This is a genomic window from Georgenia phoenicis (assembly GCF_047302425.1).
Lineage (GTDB): Bacteria > Actinomycetota > Actinomycetes > Actinomycetales > Actinomycetaceae > Oceanitalea.
The window spans coordinates 1,170,469-1,186,877 of sequence record NZ_CP154855.1; the positions used below are offsets into that span (position 1 = coordinate 1,170,469).

Consider the following 16,409-nt stretch of genomic DNA (forward strand, 5'->3'; position numbering starts at 1 on the left):
CCGCGACGACCCGTGGTGCGGCCGGGGAACCCGGCCGCACCACGGGTCCTCCACACCGACATGCCCGAGGAGGAACCATGAGAGCGCTGGCACCCGCGCTTCGCCCGGTGGCGGCGGCGCTGGCCACGGTGCTCGCCGCGGTGGCGCTGGTGGTGGTCTCGGCCACCGGCTCCGCCGCCCAGGCGAGCCCGGCGGCGGAGGAGAGCACGACGACGTGGACCATCCAGCCGGCCGGGGCGGACGGCCCTGACGGTCGCCTGTCGATGCGCCACAGCGTCGAGCCGGGCGGCTCGGTCTCCGACTGGGTCACCGTGACGAACTTCGGCCCCGGTGCCGCAAACTTCCGGGTCTACGCCGGCGCGGGCACCATCGGGGAGACCGGGGCCTTCGACATCCGGCCGGACGTCGAGCCGGCCCTTGCCGTCACCCTCGCGCCCGTCGAGGGCAGCGAGCAGGCCGACGACGGGTCGCTGACCCTACGTCTTGGTGCCGCGCAGTCCGCGACGCTGCCACTGACGATCGCCGCCCCGGACGACGTCCTCCCGGGCGACCACCCGGTCGGTGTGGTCGCCGAGCTCCTTCCGGACGCCGGCAGCGACGTGCAGCTGAGGTCACGGGTCGGCGTGCGGGCGCACCTCCGGGTCCCGGGCGACATCACGGCTCGGGTCGTCGCCGAGGACGTGCGTACGCAGTGGGTGTCCGGCTGGAACCCCGCCGCACCCGGCACGCTCCGCATCGAGTACGACCTGCACAACACCGGCAACGTGCGGCTGGGGGCGACCTCGACCATCGACCTGTCCGGGCCGTTCGGCCTCCTCCCCACGACGGTGACGGACACGCGGCGGGAGATCCTGCCGGGCCAGCGCCTGTCGGTGCGGACCGAGGTCCGTCACTGGGGGCTGGTCCGCTCCACCGGTGAGGTGCGCGTCGACGTCGCCCCGGTGGGGGAGGACCAGGTCGAGGCCGAGCTCGAGCAGAGCCGTACCGACCTCGCCGCCTGGACGCTCCCGTGGACGCAGCTGGTGCTCCTGCTCCTGCTGCTCCTCGCGGCGCCCGGCTGGCGGCGCTACCGCCTGGCACGGGCACGGCGGATCCAGCACCAGATCGACGAGGCCGTGGCGGCCGCCCGGGCAGACACGCACGAGGACAGAGGAGCAGTGAGCACCGTATGAGCGCCACCACCAGCGCCGGCCCCACGCCAGACGTGGCGGCCGGCGGGCCGGAGCCGAGGCCCAGGCAGGGCAGACTACGCCGACTGCTCTACTCCAAGAAGGCCGCCCCGTACTTCTTCATCGCGCCCTTCGTCATCACCGTCCTGGCGTTCTGGACGGTCCCCCTCGTCCGGGCGTTCATCATCAGCGGTCAGGAAGTGCTGTACGGGGACGCCACCTTCGTCGGGCTGGACAACTACCGCAGGGTCATGGGTGACCGGGTCTTCTGGCAGGCGATGTCCAACAGCCTGCGCTACATGGTGCTCACCCTCGTGCTGCTCATCCCGATCCCGATGGTGCTCGCCGCCGTCGTCAACGCCAAGCTCGGCAGCGAGCGCGTCAAGGCCGTCTTCAAGTCCTCGATGTTCGTCCCCGCCCTCACGTCCGTGGTGGTCGCCGGCATCGTCTTCCGGCTGATGTTCGCCGAGACGGGAACCGGCCTGATGAACCAGGTCGTCGGGGTCTTCGGGATCGAGCCGATCCGGTGGCTGCGGGAGGACATCCCCGGGCTCGTCGCCCTGCTGGCACTGGCGATGTGGCGCTACACCGGCGTCAACATGATGTATTTCCTCGCCGGGATGCAGTCGATCCCGAACGAGTACTACGAGGCCGCCTCGATCGACGGCGCCGGCAAGGTCAAGCAGTTCGTCTGGATCACGATCCCCAACCTTCGGCCGACCTTCGTGTACGTCATGACGATCAGCATCTACGGCGGCCTGGCCATGTTCCTCGAGAGCTACATGCTCTACGCCGGGAACGGCTCGCCGAACAACCAGGGGCTGACCGTCGTCGGCTACCTCTACCGGCGCGGGATCGAGGAGAACAACATCGGCCTCGCCTCGGCGGTCGGTGTCGTGCTGCTCGTCGTCATCATGGCGATCAACCTCACCAACCTCACGCTCTCCGGGGTCTTCCGGAAGGAGGAGGGACGATGAGCACCACGAACGAGAAGCTGCCCATCCTGACGGCGGCGAAAGGTGGCCGCCGGGAGAGGCGGAGCGGTGGCCGGGAGAAGTGGCCGCTGCCCCGTGGCCTGTTCCGCACGATCCAGGCGCTGTTCCTCGTCACGCTGACGGTGGTCGTCCTCGTGCCGCTGGTCGCGATCTTCGTCGGCACCTTCCAGAACGGCAACGACGTCATCCGCCAGGGGATCACGCTCGACATCGACTGGGGCTCGTTGTCGTTCGACAACTACGTCATGCTGCTGACCGACTCCGGGCTGTACTTCCGGTGGTTCTTCAACAGCCTCGTTCTCACCGTCGTCCAGGTGGCCGGCACGCTGCTCGTCAGCTCGTTCGTCGCCTACGGGTTCGCGATGTACAACTTCCGGGGCAAGAACGTCGGCTTCATCGCCGTCCTGCTCCTCATGACGGTGCCGTTCGAGATCATGATGCTGCCGCTGTACGTCATGGTGAACGACCTCGGTCTGGCCGACAACTACGCCGTCATCGTCGTGCCCTTTCTCGCGGCCTCGGTGACGATCTTCTTCTTCCGCCAGTACTTCATGGGAATTCCGTACGAGCTGCTGGAGGCCGGGAGGGTCGACGGCGTCACGGAGTTTGGCATCTTCTTCCGCCTCGTGCTGCCCATTTCCAAACCCGCCATGGCGGCCATGGCGATCCTCAACGGAATGATCATCTGGAACAACTTCCTGTGGCCGCTGCTCGTGCTGCGGTCCCCGGAGAAGTTCCTTCTCCCGATCGGTCTCAACACGCTGCTCACGCCCCACGGGAACAACTACGACCTGCTGATCATCGGAGCATTTGTGTCGGTCCTCCCGATTCTCGTGCTCTTCGTACTGTTCCAGCGATTCTTCATCGCCGGAATGACCGCCGGCGCCCTCAAGGGGTGACCTCACAATGGATGGAGACAAGACAATGACCAGAGCATCACGAATGAGGATGGTGGCCGCCGCCTCCATGGTCGGCCTCGCGCTGGCAGCGTGCGGCGGCAGCGCCGACGACGACGGCGCCCCCTCGGACGGTTCGACCGGCACGGGCGGGGGGACCACGCTCGAGATGTGGGTCTTCGCCGAGCTGCACGGTGAGCTCTACGAGGAGATGGCCGACCGCTGGAACGAGGAGAACCCCGACCGGCAGATCGACCTGCAGATCACCGTCTACCCCTACCAGGACATGCACAACAACCTCCAGCTGGCCGTCAACGCAGGCTCCGGGCTGCCCGACGTCGCCGACATCGAGGTGAGCAAGTTCGGCAACTTCGTCCGGGGGTCGAACCCGCCCCTGCTGCCGCTCAACGACGCGGCCGAGCCGTACGTCGAGGACATCGTCCAGGCGCGGCTCGACCTCTACAGCCGCGACGGCAACATCTACGGCTACCCGACGCACGTCGGGGGGATGGTCGCCTTCTACAACACCGAGCTGCTCGAGGGGGCCGGGATCGACTACACGACGATCGAGACGTGGGAGGACTTCGAGGAGGCCGGCGTCGCGTACAACGAGGCCACCGGCAAGGCCTTCGGCCCGGCTCCCACCGAGGTCACCTTCGTCCAGTCGCTCATCCTGTCCCAGCTCGGCGGCAACCTGTTCGACGAGGACGGTGACGTCGCCGTCGACAGCCCCGAGGTCGTCGAGGCCCTCGAGCTGCTCGCCGGCATGCAGGAGTCCGGTGCCCTGTCGACCATCCCCGGTGGCAGCCCGGACACCGAGGAGGCCTTCGGCGCGATCAACAGCGGTGACTTCGCGGCGATCGTCTACCCCGGCTGGTACACCTCCCGCTTCGTCGACTACATGCCTGACCTCGACGGCAAGATCGCGATCGCGCCCGCCCCCGTCGTCGAGGGTGGCGAGGTGCTGACGATCGGTGGCGGTGGCACCGGGACCTCCGTGCTCGCCGACTCGCCGAACGCCGAGCTCGCCGCCGAGTGGCTCGCCTTCACCAAGCTGTCGCCGGAGGCCAACGTCGCCGTCTGGGAGGTCCTCGGCTTCGACCCGGTAAGCATGGCCGTGTGGGACGACGAGGAGGTCACCCACGCCGAGGACAACAAGTTCAACCAGTACTTCACGACGAACCTGTTCGACGTGCTCAATGAGGTCCGTGACGGCATCGGCCACTTCGAGGCCTTCACGCACCCCGACTTCCCGACGGTCGACAGCATGTTCACCACCTCCGTCCTGCCCCAGATCTTCGACAGCGGCACACCGGTCGAGGACGCGCTCGCCCAGGCGCAGAGCGACCTGGAGAACCAGATCGGCTGACACCCCGCGGGGGCGCCTCAGCAGGGGCGCCCCCGCACCGCCGCTCGCCCCGGACAACGGTCATCCGCGCCTGCAGGCGCATCCTCGGAAAGGTCTGTACATGCTCGACTCCTTCATCAACCTGCACGCCGACGACGTCGTCGCCCCCGTCGACCGACGGATCTTCGGCTCCTTCGTGGAGCACATGGGGCGGTGCGTCTACACCGGCATCTTCGAGCCGGGGCACCCGCAGGCCGACGAGCACGGTTTCCGCCAGGACGTCCTGGCCCTCGTGCGGGAGCTGGGGGTGACGATGGTGCGCTACCCCGGCGGCAACTTCGTCTCGGGGTACCGCTGGGAGGACGGCGTCGGCCCCGTGGAGGAGCGGCCCACGCGCCTGGACCTCGCGTGGCGCTCGACCGAGACGAACGCCTTCGGGCTCAACGAGTTCATGGCCTGGACGAGGCAGGCCGGGGTCGAGCCGATGATGGCGATCAACCTCGGCACCCGCGGGATCGAGGCGGCCCTGGACCTGCTCGAGTACGCCAACCACCCCGGCGGGACGGCGCTGTCGGACCAGCGGGCCGGCCACGGCGTCGCCGATCCGCACGGCGTCCGGCTGTGGTGCCTGGGCAACGAGATGGACGGGCCCTGGCAGCTGGGCCACAAGACCGCCGAGGAGTACGGGCGCCTGGCCGCCGAGACCGCGCGTGCCATGCGCCAGTTCGACCCGGCGCTGGAGCTCGTCGCCTGCGGGAGCTCGGGCCGGGCGATGCCGACCTTCGGCGCCTGGGAGGCGACCGTCCTCGAGCACACCCTCGAGCTCGTCGACTTCATCTCCGCCCACGCCTACTACCAGAAGTTGGGGGACGACGACGCGAGCTTCCTCGCCTCGTCGGTCGACATGGCTGCCTTCATCTCCGACGTGACCGCCACCGCGGACCACGTCGCCGCCCGCCTCAACTCCGACAAGAAGGTCAATATCTCCTTCGACGAGTGGAACGTCTGGTACCAGCGCGAGCTCGACGTCCCCGAGGACTGGCCCGTGGCGCCGCGTCTCAGTGAGGACGACTACACCGTCGTGGACGCCGTGGTCGTCGGGTCGCTGCTCATCACCCTGCTGCGCCACAGCGACCGGGTGACCGCCGCCTGCCAGGCCCAGCTCGTCAACACCATCGCCCCGATCCGGGCAGAGCCCGGCGGACCGACCTGGCGCCAGTCGATCTTCCACCCGTTCGCCGAGACCGCCAGGCACGCCCGCGGGCAGGTGCTGCGCCCGCGGGTCACCGCCCCGACGATGACCACCGAGAAGTACGGCGAGGTCAGCACGCTCGACTGCGTGGCCACCCACGACGCCGACTCGGGCACGCTGGTCGTCTTCGCCGTCAACCGCAGCCCCGCGGAGCCGACCAGGCTTCGGGTGGACCTCGGCGAGTTCGCGGACGCGCGGGCGGTCGAGGCCGTCGTCCTGCACGACGCGGACTTCACCGCGGCCAACACGCGTGAGCACCCGGACCGTGTCCAGCTGCGGGCACAGGACGCCACGCTCGACGGCGGTGCGCTCGTCGCGGAGCTGCCACCGGCCTCCTGGAGCCGCTTCGTGCTCGACGTGGGGGCGGTCCGGTCATGACGACACCGCAGCGCCGCAGCGACGACGAGCTGCTGGAGGAGATGACCCTCGAGGAGAAGCTGGCGCAGCTGGTGGGCCTGTGGGAGGGCCGCGGCGGCGACGGCGGCGAGGACGTCGCCCCCATGCAGCACGCCATGCAGTCCGAGGTCGACCGTCTGGAGGACTACGCCGTCCACGGGCTCGGCCATCTCACCCGGGTCTTCGGCACCCGCCCGGTCGACCCTCGCGAGCAGGTGCGGGCGCTGGCCGAGAAGCAGGCGTGGCTGCGGTCCAGCACCCGCCTCGGCATTCCCGCGATCGTCCACGAGGAGTGCCTCACCGGCCTGGCGACGTGGCAGGCCACCATGTTCCCCTCTCCGCCGGCCTGGGGCGCCACCTTCGACCCGGCGCTCGTCGCGGAGATGGGCCGGGCGATCGGCGACTCGATGCGGTCGCTGGGAGTTCACCAGGGCCTCGCGCCGGTGCTCGACGTCGTGCGTGACGCCCGCTGGGGGCGGGTGGAGGAGTGCATCTCCGAGGACCCGTACCTCGTGGGGGAGGTGGGGACGGCCTACGTCCGCGGGATGCAGGAGGCGGGGGTGGTCGCCACCCTCAAGCACTTCGTCGGCTACTCCGCCTCCCGGGCGGGGCGAAACCTGGCGCCCGTGCACGCCGGGCCGCGGGAGGTGGCCGACGTCCTGCTGCCGCCGTTCGAGATGGCCGTGCGCGACGGCGGGGCGGGGTCGGTGATGAGCGCGTACACGGAGATCGACGGTGTGCCGGTCGCGGGCGACGCCGCGCTGCTCACCCAGCTGCTCCGCGACAGGTGGGGCTTCGAGGGCACGGTGGTGGCGGACTACTTCGGGGTGGCCTTCCTCCATACCCTGCACGGGTCGGCGACCGACCTCGGGGACGCCGCGGCGCAGGCGCTCGTCGCCGGCGTCGACGTCGAGCTGCCCACCGGCGTCGGGTACCTCGAGCCGCTGGCGGCGCTGGTCCGGGCCGGCGTCGTCGACGAGGCTCACGTCGACCGTGCGGTCCGCCGGGTCCTGCGGCAGAAGCGCGAGCTCGGGCTCCTCGACCCGGACTACGACCCGCGCGTCACCGGCGAGATCGACCTGGACCCGCCCCGCAACCGGGCCGTCGCCGGGCGGCTCGCCGAGGAGTCGGTGGTGCTCGTGACGAACGACGGCGCGCTGCCCCTGGAGGCGGGGACCGTGGCCCTCGTCGGGCCCAACGCCGACTCGAGGCACGCGCTCTTCGGCTGCTACAGCTTCGCCAACCACGTGCTCGCCCGTCACCCCGACAGCGGCATCCAGCTCGACGTCCCCACCCTCCGGGAGGCGCTCATCGAGGAGCTCGGGGAGGCCCGGGTGCGCTACGCCCGGGGGTGCGACGTACGGGAGGAGGACACGAGCGGGTTCGCCGAGGCGCTCGCCGTCGCCGAGCAGGCCGACGTCGTCGTCGCGGTCATGGGGGACCTCGCCGGGATGTTCGGGCGCGGCACGTCGGGGGAGGGCTGCGACACGGATTCCCTCGAGCTCCCCGGTGTCCAGCGCCGGCTCGTCGAGCAGTTGCTCGACCTCGGCCGACCGGTCGTGCTCGTGCTCGTCACCGGCCGCCCCTACGCCGTCGGGTGGGCCACCGAGCGCTGCGCCGCCGTGGTCCAGTCCTTCTTCCCGGGCCAGGAGGGCGCCCGCGCCCTCGCCGGGGTCCTCACCGGCCGGGTGAACCCGTCCGGCCGGCTGCCGCTCACGCTGCCGCGCTCACCCGGCGGGCAGCCCTACAGCTACCTGCACCCGCCGCTCGGCGGGGCCAGCGCGGTGAGCAACCTCGACACCCGGCCGACGGCAGCCTTCGGGCACGGCCTGTCCTACACGACCTTCGAGCACACCGGCTTCCACCTCGTCGACGCGCAGGTCCCCACGGCGGGCACCGTGACGACCAGGGTCCGGGTGCGCAACACCGGGCACAGGGCGGGCGCCGAGGTCCTCCAGGTGTACGCGCACGCCCCCGTCCGCGGGGTCACGCGCCCCACCGTGCAGCTCCTCGGGTTCGCCCGCGTCGAGCTCGCCGCAGGGGAGGCCGCGGACGTCGAGCTGCGGGTCCCCACCGGCCGGCTGGCGCGTGCCGGGACCGACCTGCGCCGCGCCGTCCACCCGGGTGAGGTGACCGTCTCGCTGGGCCGGTCCTGCGCCGAACTCGTCGAGAGCTGCACGCTCACCCTCACCGGCGGGACCCACCACGTGGGCGCCGAGGACCCGCGGCTCATGTCCGTCACGGTGGAGCGGGAGGCCCGGCCATGACCACGACCGCGCCGCACACGGCTGCCACGTGGCCGATCACCGCCGCCATGCTGCCCTTCCCGCCCGCCCACGACGCCCCGGCGAGCCGGTGGCGGGCCGACCTCGCCGAGGTGGCCGCCGAGGGCTTCATCGCGGTCGACCTTACCGACTCCTGGCTCCGCGTGGGCGACCTCGACGGGAACCGGCTCGGCGAGCTGGCCGCGGCGGTCGAGGACGCCGGGCTCCGGTCCGAGGCGGTCTCCGCGATCCGGCGCAGCGTCATCGACCCGGCGGCCGGGGCGGAGAACCTCGCCTACTCCCACCGGACCATCGACGCCGCCGCCGAGCTGGGGTGCTCCGTCGTCAGCGTCGGGCTGCACCGCCCCCTCACCCCCGCCCAGCGGGCGGCGCTGTGGTTCTGGACCGTCGACGGCCCGCGGGACGACGACTCGGCGGCCACGTGGGCGCTCGCGGTCGACCGCCTGCGGGAGCTGGGCGAGCACGCCCGGCAGGTGGGCCTGGTGCTGTCCCTCGAGATGTACGAGGACACGCTGCTCGGCACCACCTCGTCCGCGCTCCGGCTGCTGGAGGACATCGATCACCCGGCGGTGGGGCTCAACCCGGACCTGGGCAACCTCTTCCGGCTCCACCAGGACGTCGAACCCTTCCTCGAGGCGGTCGAGCGGTGCCTGCCGGTGGCGAACTACTGGCACGTCAAGAGCTACTACCGCAGCGTCGACCCGGCGACCGGGTCGGTCCACACCGTGCCGGCGCCGATGTACGCCGGGTCGATGAACTACCGCGCCGCGGTCCGCACGGCCGTCGCCGCCGGCTTCACCGGCCCCATCTGCGTCGAGCACTACGGCGGGGACGGGCTGGCGGTCATGGCGGAGAACCACCGCTACCTGCGCCGCCTGCTCGCCGCCGCCACCGGCGAGCTCACGACCGGCGGGCGGCGGCCATGACCGCGCAGCGGGTAGCCGTGCTCGGCCTGGGTGCGATGGGTCTGCCCATGGCGCAGCGGCTCGCCCGCTCCCACCGGGTCACCGGCTTCGACGTGAGCCCCGACCGGCGGCGGGCCGCCGCGGACGCCGGCATCACCACCGCCGACACGGCGGTCGAGAGCTGCGCCGCCGCGGACGCCGTCGTCATCAGCGTGCGGCACGCGGGTCACCTCGAGCAGGCCCTGTTCGGGCCGGACGGCGTGGGCCAGGACCTGCGACGCGGTGCTGTCGTCGTGCTGACGTCGACGGTGGGCGCCGACGTCGCGGAGACGGCCGCCGACCGGCTCGCCCCGCACGGTGTCTCGCTCGTCGACGCCCCCGTGAGCGGAGGCCCGGTCCGGGCCGGGGAGGGTGACCTGCTCGTCGTCGTCGGCGCGGTGCAGGACGCGCTCGAGCGGTCCCGGCCGGTGCTCGACGCACTGGCCTCCTCGCTCGTCGTCGTCGGGCCCCGGGCGGGGGACGGGCAGCGGCTCAAGACCGTCAACCAGCTGCTCTGCGGCATCCACACCGCCGCGGCCGCGGAGGCGCTCGCCCTCGCCCACGCGCTCGGCCTGGACCTGGACCGGACGATCGACGTCCTCGGCCGCGGCGCCGCGGCATCCTTCATGCTGGCCGACCGCGGGCCGCGGATGGCCGCCCGGCTGCGTGGGCAGGAGCCGGACCTGCGCTCCCGCCTCGACGTCATCGCCAAGGACATGGGGATCGTCGCGCGCCTGGCCCACGCCGAGCAGGTCGCCACACCCGTGGCGGCGGCCGCCGAGCAGCTCTACCGCCTCGGCCTGGCGCGCGGCCTGGGCCCCGCCGACGACTCCGTGACGACGACCCTGCTCCACCGTGCCGAGGAGGACCGATGACCATGCTCCACGACGACCCCGCGGACTTCGCCGAGGACGCCCTCGCCGGCTTCGTCGACGCCTACGGCGAGGACGTGCGCCGCGTCCCCGGAGGCGTGGTGCGGCGCCCGCCCACCCGGCCCGGGAAGGTCGCCATCGTCGTCGGCGGCGGCTCAGGGCACTACCCCGCCTTCTGCGGGCTCGTGGGCCCGGGCATGGCCGACGGCGCCGTCGTCGGCAACGTCTTCACCTCACCGTCCGCCGCGGACGCCGCGGAGGTGGCGCGACAGGTGGACGCCGGTGGCGGTGTGCTGCTGCTCACCGGCAACTACGCGGGTGACGTCATGAACTTCACCGCTGCCTGCGAGCGGCTGGTGGAGGAGGGCATCGACGCCCGGTACGTCGTCGTCACCGACGACATCGCCAGCGCCCCCGTCGGGCGGGAGGACGAGCGGCGGGGGATCGCGGGTGACCTCACGGTCTTCAAGGCGGCCGCGGCCGCCGCCGAGCAGGGCGACGACCTCGCCGAGGTGGTCCGGGTCGCGCGGCACGCGAACGACCGCACGCGCACGCTCGGGGTCGCCTTCGACGGGTGCACGCTCCCCGGCAGCACGTCCCCGCTCTTCACCGTCCCGGAGGGACGGATGGGAATCGGCGTGGGCATCCACGGGGAGCCGGGGATCGGTGAGGACGTGCTGCCCAGCGCGCGCGGACTCGCCCGGCTCCTCGTCGACCGGGTCCTCGCCGAGGCGCCACCGGGCGCCGACGGGCGGGTCGCCGCCGTGCTCAACGGGCTGGGGCGGACGAAGTACGAGGAGCTCTTCGTCGTGTGGGCGACCGTGGCCCAGCAGCTGCGGGAACGCGGCCTGGCGGTGGTGGAGCCGGAGGTCGGGGAGCTGGTCACCAGCCTCGACATGGCGGGCTGCTCGCTCACCCTCATGTGGCTGGACGACGAGCTGGAGACGCTGTGGTGCGCATCGGCAGCCGCCCCCGCCTTCCGCAGGGGCACGCTGCAGGCGCGCACGGGCGCCGGGACCGGTGCGCTGTCCCGGGACGCCCAGGACCGCGCCGCTCCGGCTCCGGCCGCCGCGGGTCCGGCCGGGGTGGAGCAGCGGAGTGCGGGTAGCCCGGGGGAACCGGAGTCTGCCGCGGACGCGGGACTCGAGGAGCGACGGCGGGTCGCCGGGGTGCGCGCCGCCCTCGAGGCGGCGGCGCGCGCGGTCGAGCAGGCCGAGGACGAGCTCGGGCGGCTCGACGCCGTCGCCGGGGACGGTGACCACGGCCGCGGCATGGTCCGCGGGCTCACGGCCGCGTGCGACGCCGCGGCCGGGACGGCGCGCACCGGCGACCTCCTCGTGCGGTCCGGCGCCGCGTGGTCCGGCCGGGCGGGAGGAACCTCGGGGATCCTGTGGGGCGCCATGCTCGAGGCGGCGGGGCGGGCGCTGCCGGCCGACGACGCCGGGTGGGCGGCGTGGGACGACGATCCTGTGCGCGCAGCCGCCGCGGTGGTCGCGGCGGCGGCCGACGCGCTGCGCCGGGTCGGCCGCGCCGAGCTCGGGGACAAGACCATGCTCGACGCCCTCGTGCCCTTCCACACGGCGCTGCTCGCGGACCCGGCGCGCGACCTGCCGGCGGCGTGGTCCCGGGCGGCAAGCGCCGCCCGCGACGCCGCCCGGGGGACCGCCGAGCTGCGCCCCCGTGTGGGCCGGGCACGGCCGCTCGCCGAGCGCAGCGTGGGGCACCCGGACCCGGGTGCCACGTCTCTCGCCCTCGTGCTCGCCGCCGTCGTCGACGCGCACGCCGACGGGCGTGGACGGGAGGAGTGACCATGGCCGGACTGCGGATCGCCGTCGGCAGCGACGACGCCGGGATCGAGTACAAGGACGCGCTGCTCGCGGACCTCGAGTCCGACGAGCGGGTCGCGGCGGTCGTGGACGTCGGGGTGGCCGCCGGCGAGCACACGGCCTACCCGGACGTCGCGGTCGTCGCCGCGCGCAAGGTGGCCTCCGGCGAGGTCGACCGCGCGCTGCTCGTGTGCGGCACCGGGCTGGGCGTCGCCATCGCGGCGAACAAGGTCCCCGGCGTCCGGGCGGTGACGGCTCACGACAGCTACTCCGTGGAGCGGGCGGTGCTGTCCAACAACGCGCAGGTGCTGTGCCTCGGCCAGCGGGTCGTGGGCCTCGAGCTCGCCCGCAAGCTCGTCCGGGAGTGGCTCGGTCACCACTTCGACCCGGCGTCGCCGTCCGCGGCGAAGGTCGCCCGGATCGACCACTACGAGAGCTGAGCGTCCCGCGGGAGCGGTGGGGCGTCTCTAGGACCCGCCGAGCTCGTCGAGGACGGTGGGCAGGACGTCGAGGAGCTCGCGGGCGAGGAATCCGACGTGCCCGACGGTGCCGGCGAGCCGGTCGCCGGCGGCGGAGTGGAGGTGGGTGCCCCACGCGGCGGCCTGCCCCGGCCCGGCGCCGCGGGCGAGCACCCCCGCGACAGCGCCCGCGAGGACGTCACCGCTGCCCGAGGTGCCCAGGCCGCGGTTGCCGGCGACCTTGTGCCACAGCCGCCCGTCCGCAGCGACGACGTCCTCGCAGGTGACGGCGGCGCCGTAGTGCTCGGCGACGGTGCGGGCGGCATCGGGCAGGTCGTCGTCGGCGACGTCGTCGACCTCGAGGAGGTGGGCGATCTCGTCGGCGTTCGGCGTGAGGACGAGCCGCCCGCGCAGGGCGGCTGCGTCCGGGAATCGCGGCAGGACGCCGACGGCGAAGGCGTCGAGGACGAGAGGGACGTCGTCGTCCACGCGCTCGAGCACCCCGGTGAGGAGGGCGAGGGTGGCGTCGGGGTCGTCCAGGCCCGGGCCGACGAGGACGGCGGACGCGCGGACGAGCTTGCGCTCGAGCGGGGCGAGCCCGCCGCCGGTGAGCGTTCCGCCGTCGTCCTCCTCGAGCGGGGTCACCCCCGCCTCGGGGACGGCGACGGCGAGCGGCGTGGCCACGGAGGCGGCGACGGCGACCGAGAGCTTCCCCGCGCCCACGCGCAGAGCCGCGAGCCCGGACAGGATCACGGCGCCGGGGGAGCCGGACGCCCCGCCGACGACGACGACGGCGCCCCGCGCGTACTTGCCCTCGCCCGGTTCGGGCAGGGTCCAGTCGCGCAGGACGGCGGGGGTGAGTGACGGCAGACCCTGCTCCGCGGTCACCGGACCTCTCCCGCCCCGTGCTCGGAGGGCACCTGCTCGTCCGACGGTGAGGACTGCGCGGTCACCGGCACGCCGCGCTCGCGCAGGTGCTCGGCGGAGTTGAACTCGGCGAGGGTCCACCCGTCGTCGTCCTCCTCGCGCACGAGGCGGGTGACGGCGGCGTTGCGCACCGTCTGGTTGCGGCTGATGTCGAGGACGCTCGCCTCGTCCAGCTCCTCGCACACGTAGCGGAAGACGAGGAGCACGGCGTCGTGGCAGGTGATGAGGACCCGGCGGTGGCGGCGCTGGCGCTCGAGGTCGGCGAGGACCGAGCGCACGCGCAGCGCGATGTCGGCCCACGACTCCCCGCCCGAGGGGCGGTAGTAGAACTTCCCGTGCCACTCGCGGCGCTCGGCCTCCTCCGGGTAGCGCTTGCGGATCCCGGCGTCGGTGAGGGTGTCGGTGATCCCGAGGTCCCGGTCGCGCAGCCGCTCGTCGAGGCGGACGGGCAGGTCGAGGCCGGCGACCTCGAGGGCGGTGAGGGCGGTGTCGTGGGCGCGGCGGAAGGGGGAGGACCACACGGCGTCGGGCCTGTCCGCCTCCGGGAGCGCGGCCAGCCAGCGGCCCAGCGCGCGGGCCTGCTCCACGCCGGTGTCGGAGAGCTCGACGTCGGCGTCCCGGGCCGGGACGTCGATGACCTCGGCCCCGGCCTGGCGGGCCTGCGCGGCGGCGACGTTCCCCAGGCTCTCCCCGTGGCGGACGAGTATCAGCTCGGTAGCACCCATGGGCGGCACCGTAACCGCGGCGCGCGGCGCCCGCGCGCCGGGCTGGTCGAGCCTGGAGTCGGACCCGGAATGGCCTTGAGGTTGATGGCGCGGCCCTGGTACCTCTCTAGCCTGGTGGACACCCCCGCACGAAGGAGCACCTGTGCCCGAGCCCGACCCTGCCGCGACCGACGACGGCGCACCCCGCCCACCCCGCCACCGCGTCGCGCCCCGGGCGCGCGTGTACTGGCTGCTCTCGCGGGCGACGTCGCTGGTGGTCCTCTGGGTGGTCGCCGGGGTCCCGGCGGTCCTGTGGGAGGGCGGGCGGACCTGGCTGCTCGTCGCGGCCGGCGTACTCACCGTGCTGCTCCTGCCCGGCCTCCTCCTCGCGCCGTGGCTGCGCTACCGCACCCACCGGTGGGAGGCGACCGGCACCGCCGTCTACTCGCGCACCGGCTGGCTGGGACGGGAGTGGCGGATCGCGCCGCTGTCCCGCGTGCAGACCGTCGAGGCCAAGCGCAACCTCCTCCACCGGGCCCTCGGGCTCGCCGCCGTCTCGGTGACGACCGGCTCCGCGCAGGGCGCCGTCGAGATCCAGGGGCTCGCGGCCGACGTGGCCGAGGAGCTCGTCACCCAGCTGACCGACGCCGTCGCCCGCACCCAGGGGGACGCCACATGACCAGCGAGGTCACCGACGAGGACGTCGCGGGCGACGACGACGCCCCCGACGTCCCGTGGCAGCGGCTCAGCCTGCGCATCGTGCCGGCGGCGCTGCTGCGCATGCTCGTGCGACTCGTCCCGGCCGCCGTGGGCTGGTGGTTCTTCAACACCGACAACGACGTCGCGCGGTTCACCGTCGGCGCGCTCGCCGCCCTCGCGGTGCTCAACCCGCTGAACCAGGCGCTCAACTACCTCAAGGTGCGCTACCGGCTCACCGGCGAGGAGCTCCAGCACACGACCGGGCTGCTCGTGCGGCGCAGCAACCGCATCGCGCTGCACCGCATCCGCACCGTCGACATCACCGCGCCGCTGAGCAACCGCCTCTTCGGCCTCGCGGTGCTGCGGGTGGGCACGGGCGGCAACGCCATGCTGGGCGAGGGCACGGTCGCGCTCGACGGGCTGCCCCGCGCCTCGGCCCTGGCCCTGCGCGCCGAGCTGCTGCGGCGCAGCGAGCAGGACGTCGCCTCGACCGCGGACCCGCGGCTAGCCGACGCCGGTGGCGAGGAGGTCCAGACCCTGCGCTGGCGCTGGGTGGTCTACCAGATGTTCGGGACCTGGCTGTTCGCCGGGCCGCTGTCCGTCATCGGCACGATCTACGGCTTCGTCTCGCTGCTCGGCCGCGAGGAGTGGGTCGGGGAGCAGGTGATGGGCGTCGTCGACCGCGTGCCCTGGGGCGCGTGGGCCGCGATCACGCTCGTCCTCCTCGTCCTGCTCGGGGTCGGCGCGGGGGCCGTCGCCTTCGCCGAGGCCTGGTGGGGCTACCGGCTCGTGCGCGAGCCCGGCGGGCGCTTCCTCGCCACCCGGGGGCTGCTCACCACGCGCTCCTTCACCGCCGACCAGGACCGCATGCGCGGCGTCACGGTCGGCCGCGGGCTCGTGACGCGGCTGCTCGGCGGGGCGCGGCTGTCGCCGGTGATGACCGGCGTGAGCCTCGCCCAGATGATGACCGAGAGCTCCACCCTGCTGCCCACCACCACGCGCGAGGTCGCCGTCCGGGTTGCCAACGTCCTGCTCGGCAGCACGGTGCTGACCGACGACGTCAGCCCGGCGAGCGGGACGCTGCGCGCCCACCCGCCGGTGGCCCGCCGTCGGGCGGTCGTGCGCTACCTGCTCGCGACGGCGGCGGTGGCGGTGGTGCTCGGTGCCGGGGTGTGGTGGGCCGGGTGGAGCGCGTGGCTGCTCCTCGTGCCGGCGGCGCTCGTGCCGATCGCGGTGGTCGGCGGCCGCGGGTACTACGCGGCGCTGGGGCACCGCCTCGACGGGGAGTACCTCTACCTGCAGCGCGGCTTCTTCAGCCGCCGCACCGACGTCGTCCAGGTGCGCGGGATCAACGGTGCGCAGGTCGGGCAGTCGCCGGTCCAGCGGCTGCTCGGGCTGGCGACCCTCACGGTGACGACCGCCGCGGGGGAGCAGGCCTACTACGGGGTGGACATGGCGCTGAGGGACGCGACGGCGCTCGCGGACACGGTGACCGAGGAGCGCGTGGCGGTCTGAGGGCCCTTCCCGGCGTGCTCGGCGGATCCCGAGCGCAATGAGTTCTGCGTGCTCAGCCCGCGGGACCTGTGACGCGGGATCCCGCCACAACCGCGACCGGGAGGCCGCGACACGCCGCGCTCG

The 16,409-nt window shown here is 73.3% G+C and carries 14 protein-coding genes; 12 read left to right on the forward strand and 2 right to left on the reverse strand.

Annotated elements, in window-relative coordinates; genetic code table 11:
- The first annotated feature begins 77 nt into the window (after nucleotides 1-77).
- The 10 genes from AA0005_RS05660 (at nucleotide 78) to AA0005_RS05705 (ending at nucleotide 12,423) form a co-directional block, all read left to right on the forward strand.
- Complete coding sequence (locus AA0005_RS05660) at nucleotides 78-1,172, forward strand: hypothetical protein (protein WP_413452434.1); 1,095 nt, start codon at nucleotides 78-80, stop codon at nucleotides 1,170-1,172.
- Nucleotides 1,169-2,146, forward strand: a complete 978-nt coding sequence (locus AA0005_RS05665; protein WP_413452435.1) for a carbohydrate ABC transporter permease — start codon at nucleotides 1,169-1,171, stop codon at nucleotides 2,144-2,146. The genes AA0005_RS05660 and AA0005_RS05665 overlap by 4 nt, the downstream gene beginning before the upstream one ends.
- The gene (locus AA0005_RS05670; RefSeq protein WP_413452436.1) at nucleotides 2,143-3,063 is read left to right on the forward strand and encodes a carbohydrate ABC transporter permease; all 921 of its coding nucleotides are present in this window, start codon (nucleotides 2,143-2,145) and stop codon (nucleotides 3,061-3,063) included. The genes AA0005_RS05665 and AA0005_RS05670 overlap by 4 nt, the downstream gene beginning before the upstream one ends.
- Before the next feature lie 25 nt (nucleotides 3,064-3,088).
- Nucleotides 3,089-4,429: an ABC transporter substrate-binding protein gene (locus AA0005_RS05675; RefSeq protein ID WP_413452437.1), complete on the forward strand. Its 1,341-nt coding sequence runs from the start codon at nucleotides 3,089-3,091 to the stop codon at nucleotides 4,427-4,429.
- 100 nt (nucleotides 4,430-4,529) lie between these two features.
- Nucleotides 4,530-6,038: an alpha-N-arabinofuranosidase gene (locus AA0005_RS05680; protein ID WP_413452438.1), complete on the forward strand. Its 1,509-nt coding sequence runs from the start codon at nucleotides 4,530-4,532 to the stop codon at nucleotides 6,036-6,038.
- Nucleotides 6,035-8,323: a glycoside hydrolase family 3 N-terminal domain-containing protein gene (locus AA0005_RS05685; RefSeq protein ID WP_413452439.1), complete on the forward strand. Its 2,289-nt coding sequence runs from the start codon at nucleotides 6,035-6,037 to the stop codon at nucleotides 8,321-8,323. Before AA0005_RS05680 ends, AA0005_RS05685 begins: the two co-directional genes overlap by 4 nt.
- A complete protein-coding gene (locus tag AA0005_RS05690) occupies nucleotides 8,320-9,267 on the forward strand; it encodes a sugar phosphate isomerase/epimerase family protein (RefSeq protein ID WP_413452440.1) in 948 nt (315 codons plus the stop codon). Before AA0005_RS05685 ends, AA0005_RS05690 begins: the two co-directional genes overlap by 4 nt.
- Complete coding sequence (locus tag AA0005_RS05695; RefSeq protein WP_413452441.1) at nucleotides 9,264-10,160, forward strand: NAD(P)-dependent oxidoreductase; 897 nt, start codon at nucleotides 9,264-9,266, stop codon at nucleotides 10,158-10,160. The genes AA0005_RS05690 and AA0005_RS05695 overlap by 4 nt, the downstream gene beginning before the upstream one ends.
- Nucleotides 10,157-11,965: a dihydroxyacetone kinase family protein gene (locus AA0005_RS05700; protein ID WP_413452442.1), complete on the forward strand. Its 1,809-nt coding sequence runs from the start codon at nucleotides 10,157-10,159 to the stop codon at nucleotides 11,963-11,965. Before AA0005_RS05695 ends, AA0005_RS05700 begins: the two co-directional genes overlap by 4 nt.
- Before the next feature lie 2 nt (nucleotides 11,966-11,967).
- Entirely contained in the window at nucleotides 11,968-12,423 is a 456-nt protein-coding gene (locus tag AA0005_RS05705; protein ID WP_413452443.1) for a ribose-5-phosphate isomerase, read from the forward strand.
- A gap of 27 nt (nucleotides 12,424-12,450) precedes the next feature.
- On the opposite strand, the gene AA0005_RS05710 is transcribed toward AA0005_RS05705, so the two are convergent.
- Together AA0005_RS05710 and AA0005_RS05715 are read right to left on the reverse strand one after the other, a co-directional pair.
- Complete coding sequence (locus AA0005_RS05710; protein ID WP_413452444.1) at nucleotides 12,451-13,329, reverse strand: NAD(P)H-hydrate dehydratase; 879 nt, start codon at nucleotides 13,327-13,329, stop codon at nucleotides 12,451-12,453.
- On the reverse strand, nucleotides 13,326-14,093 hold the full coding sequence (locus AA0005_RS05715) for a histidine phosphatase family protein (RefSeq protein WP_413452445.1): 768 nt from the start codon (nucleotides 14,091-14,093) through the stop codon (nucleotides 13,326-13,328). The genes AA0005_RS05710 and AA0005_RS05715 overlap by 4 nt, the downstream gene beginning before the upstream one ends.
- A gap of 142 nt (nucleotides 14,094-14,235) precedes the next feature.
- Here AA0005_RS05715 and AA0005_RS05720 point away from each other — a divergent pair, with 142 nt between their 5' ends.
- A complete protein-coding gene (locus tag AA0005_RS05720) occupies nucleotides 14,236-14,751 on the forward strand; it encodes a PH domain-containing protein (RefSeq protein WP_413452446.1) in 516 nt (171 codons plus the stop codon).
- Nucleotides 14,748-16,286, forward strand: a complete 1,539-nt coding sequence (locus AA0005_RS05725; RefSeq protein ID WP_413452447.1) for a PH domain-containing protein — start codon at nucleotides 14,748-14,750, stop codon at nucleotides 16,284-16,286. The genes AA0005_RS05720 and AA0005_RS05725 overlap by 4 nt, the downstream gene beginning before the upstream one ends.
- Nucleotides 16,287-16,409 lie beyond the last annotated feature (123 nt).

What these genes read in the sequence shown, in the direction of transcription:
- AA0005_RS05715 (WP_413452445.1), bottom strand. Translation starts at nt 14,093, where the DNA reads ATGGGTGCTACCGAGCTGATACTCGTCCGCCACGGGGAGAGCCTGGGG.
- AA0005_RS05725 (WP_413452447.1), top strand. Translation starts at nt 14,748, where the DNA reads ATGACCAGCGAGGTCACCGACGAGGACGTCGCGGGCGACGACGACGCC.
- AA0005_RS05700 (WP_413452442.1), top strand. Translation starts at nt 10,157, where the DNA reads ATGACCATGCTCCACGACGACCCCGCGGACTTCGCCGAGGACGCCCTC.
- AA0005_RS05670 (WP_413452436.1), top strand. Translation starts at nt 2,143, where the DNA reads ATGAGCACCACGAACGAGAAGCTGCCCATCCTGACGGCGGCGAAAGGT.
- AA0005_RS05705 (WP_413452443.1), top strand. Translation starts at nt 11,968, where the DNA reads ATGGCCGGACTGCGGATCGCCGTCGGCAGCGACGACGCCGGGATCGAG.
- AA0005_RS05660 (WP_413452434.1), top strand. Translation starts at nt 78, where the DNA reads ATGAGAGCGCTGGCACCCGCGCTTCGCCCGGTGGCGGCGGCGCTGGCC.
- AA0005_RS05665 (WP_413452435.1), top strand. Translation starts at nt 1,169, where the DNA reads ATGAGCGCCACCACCAGCGCCGGCCCCACGCCAGACGTGGCGGCCGGC.
- AA0005_RS05695 (WP_413452441.1), top strand. Translation starts at nt 9,264, where the DNA reads ATGACCGCGCAGCGGGTAGCCGTGCTCGGCCTGGGTGCGATGGGTCTG.
- AA0005_RS05680 (WP_413452438.1), top strand. Translation starts at nt 4,530, where the DNA reads ATGCTCGACTCCTTCATCAACCTGCACGCCGACGACGTCGTCGCCCCC.
- AA0005_RS05690 (WP_413452440.1), top strand. Translation starts at nt 8,320, where the DNA reads ATGACCACGACCGCGCCGCACACGGCTGCCACGTGGCCGATCACCGCC.
- AA0005_RS05685 (WP_413452439.1), top strand. Translation starts at nt 6,035, where the DNA reads ATGACGACACCGCAGCGCCGCAGCGACGACGAGCTGCTGGAGGAGATG.
- AA0005_RS05675 (WP_413452437.1), top strand. Translation starts at nt 3,089, where the DNA reads ATGACCAGAGCATCACGAATGAGGATGGTGGCCGCCGCCTCCATGGTC.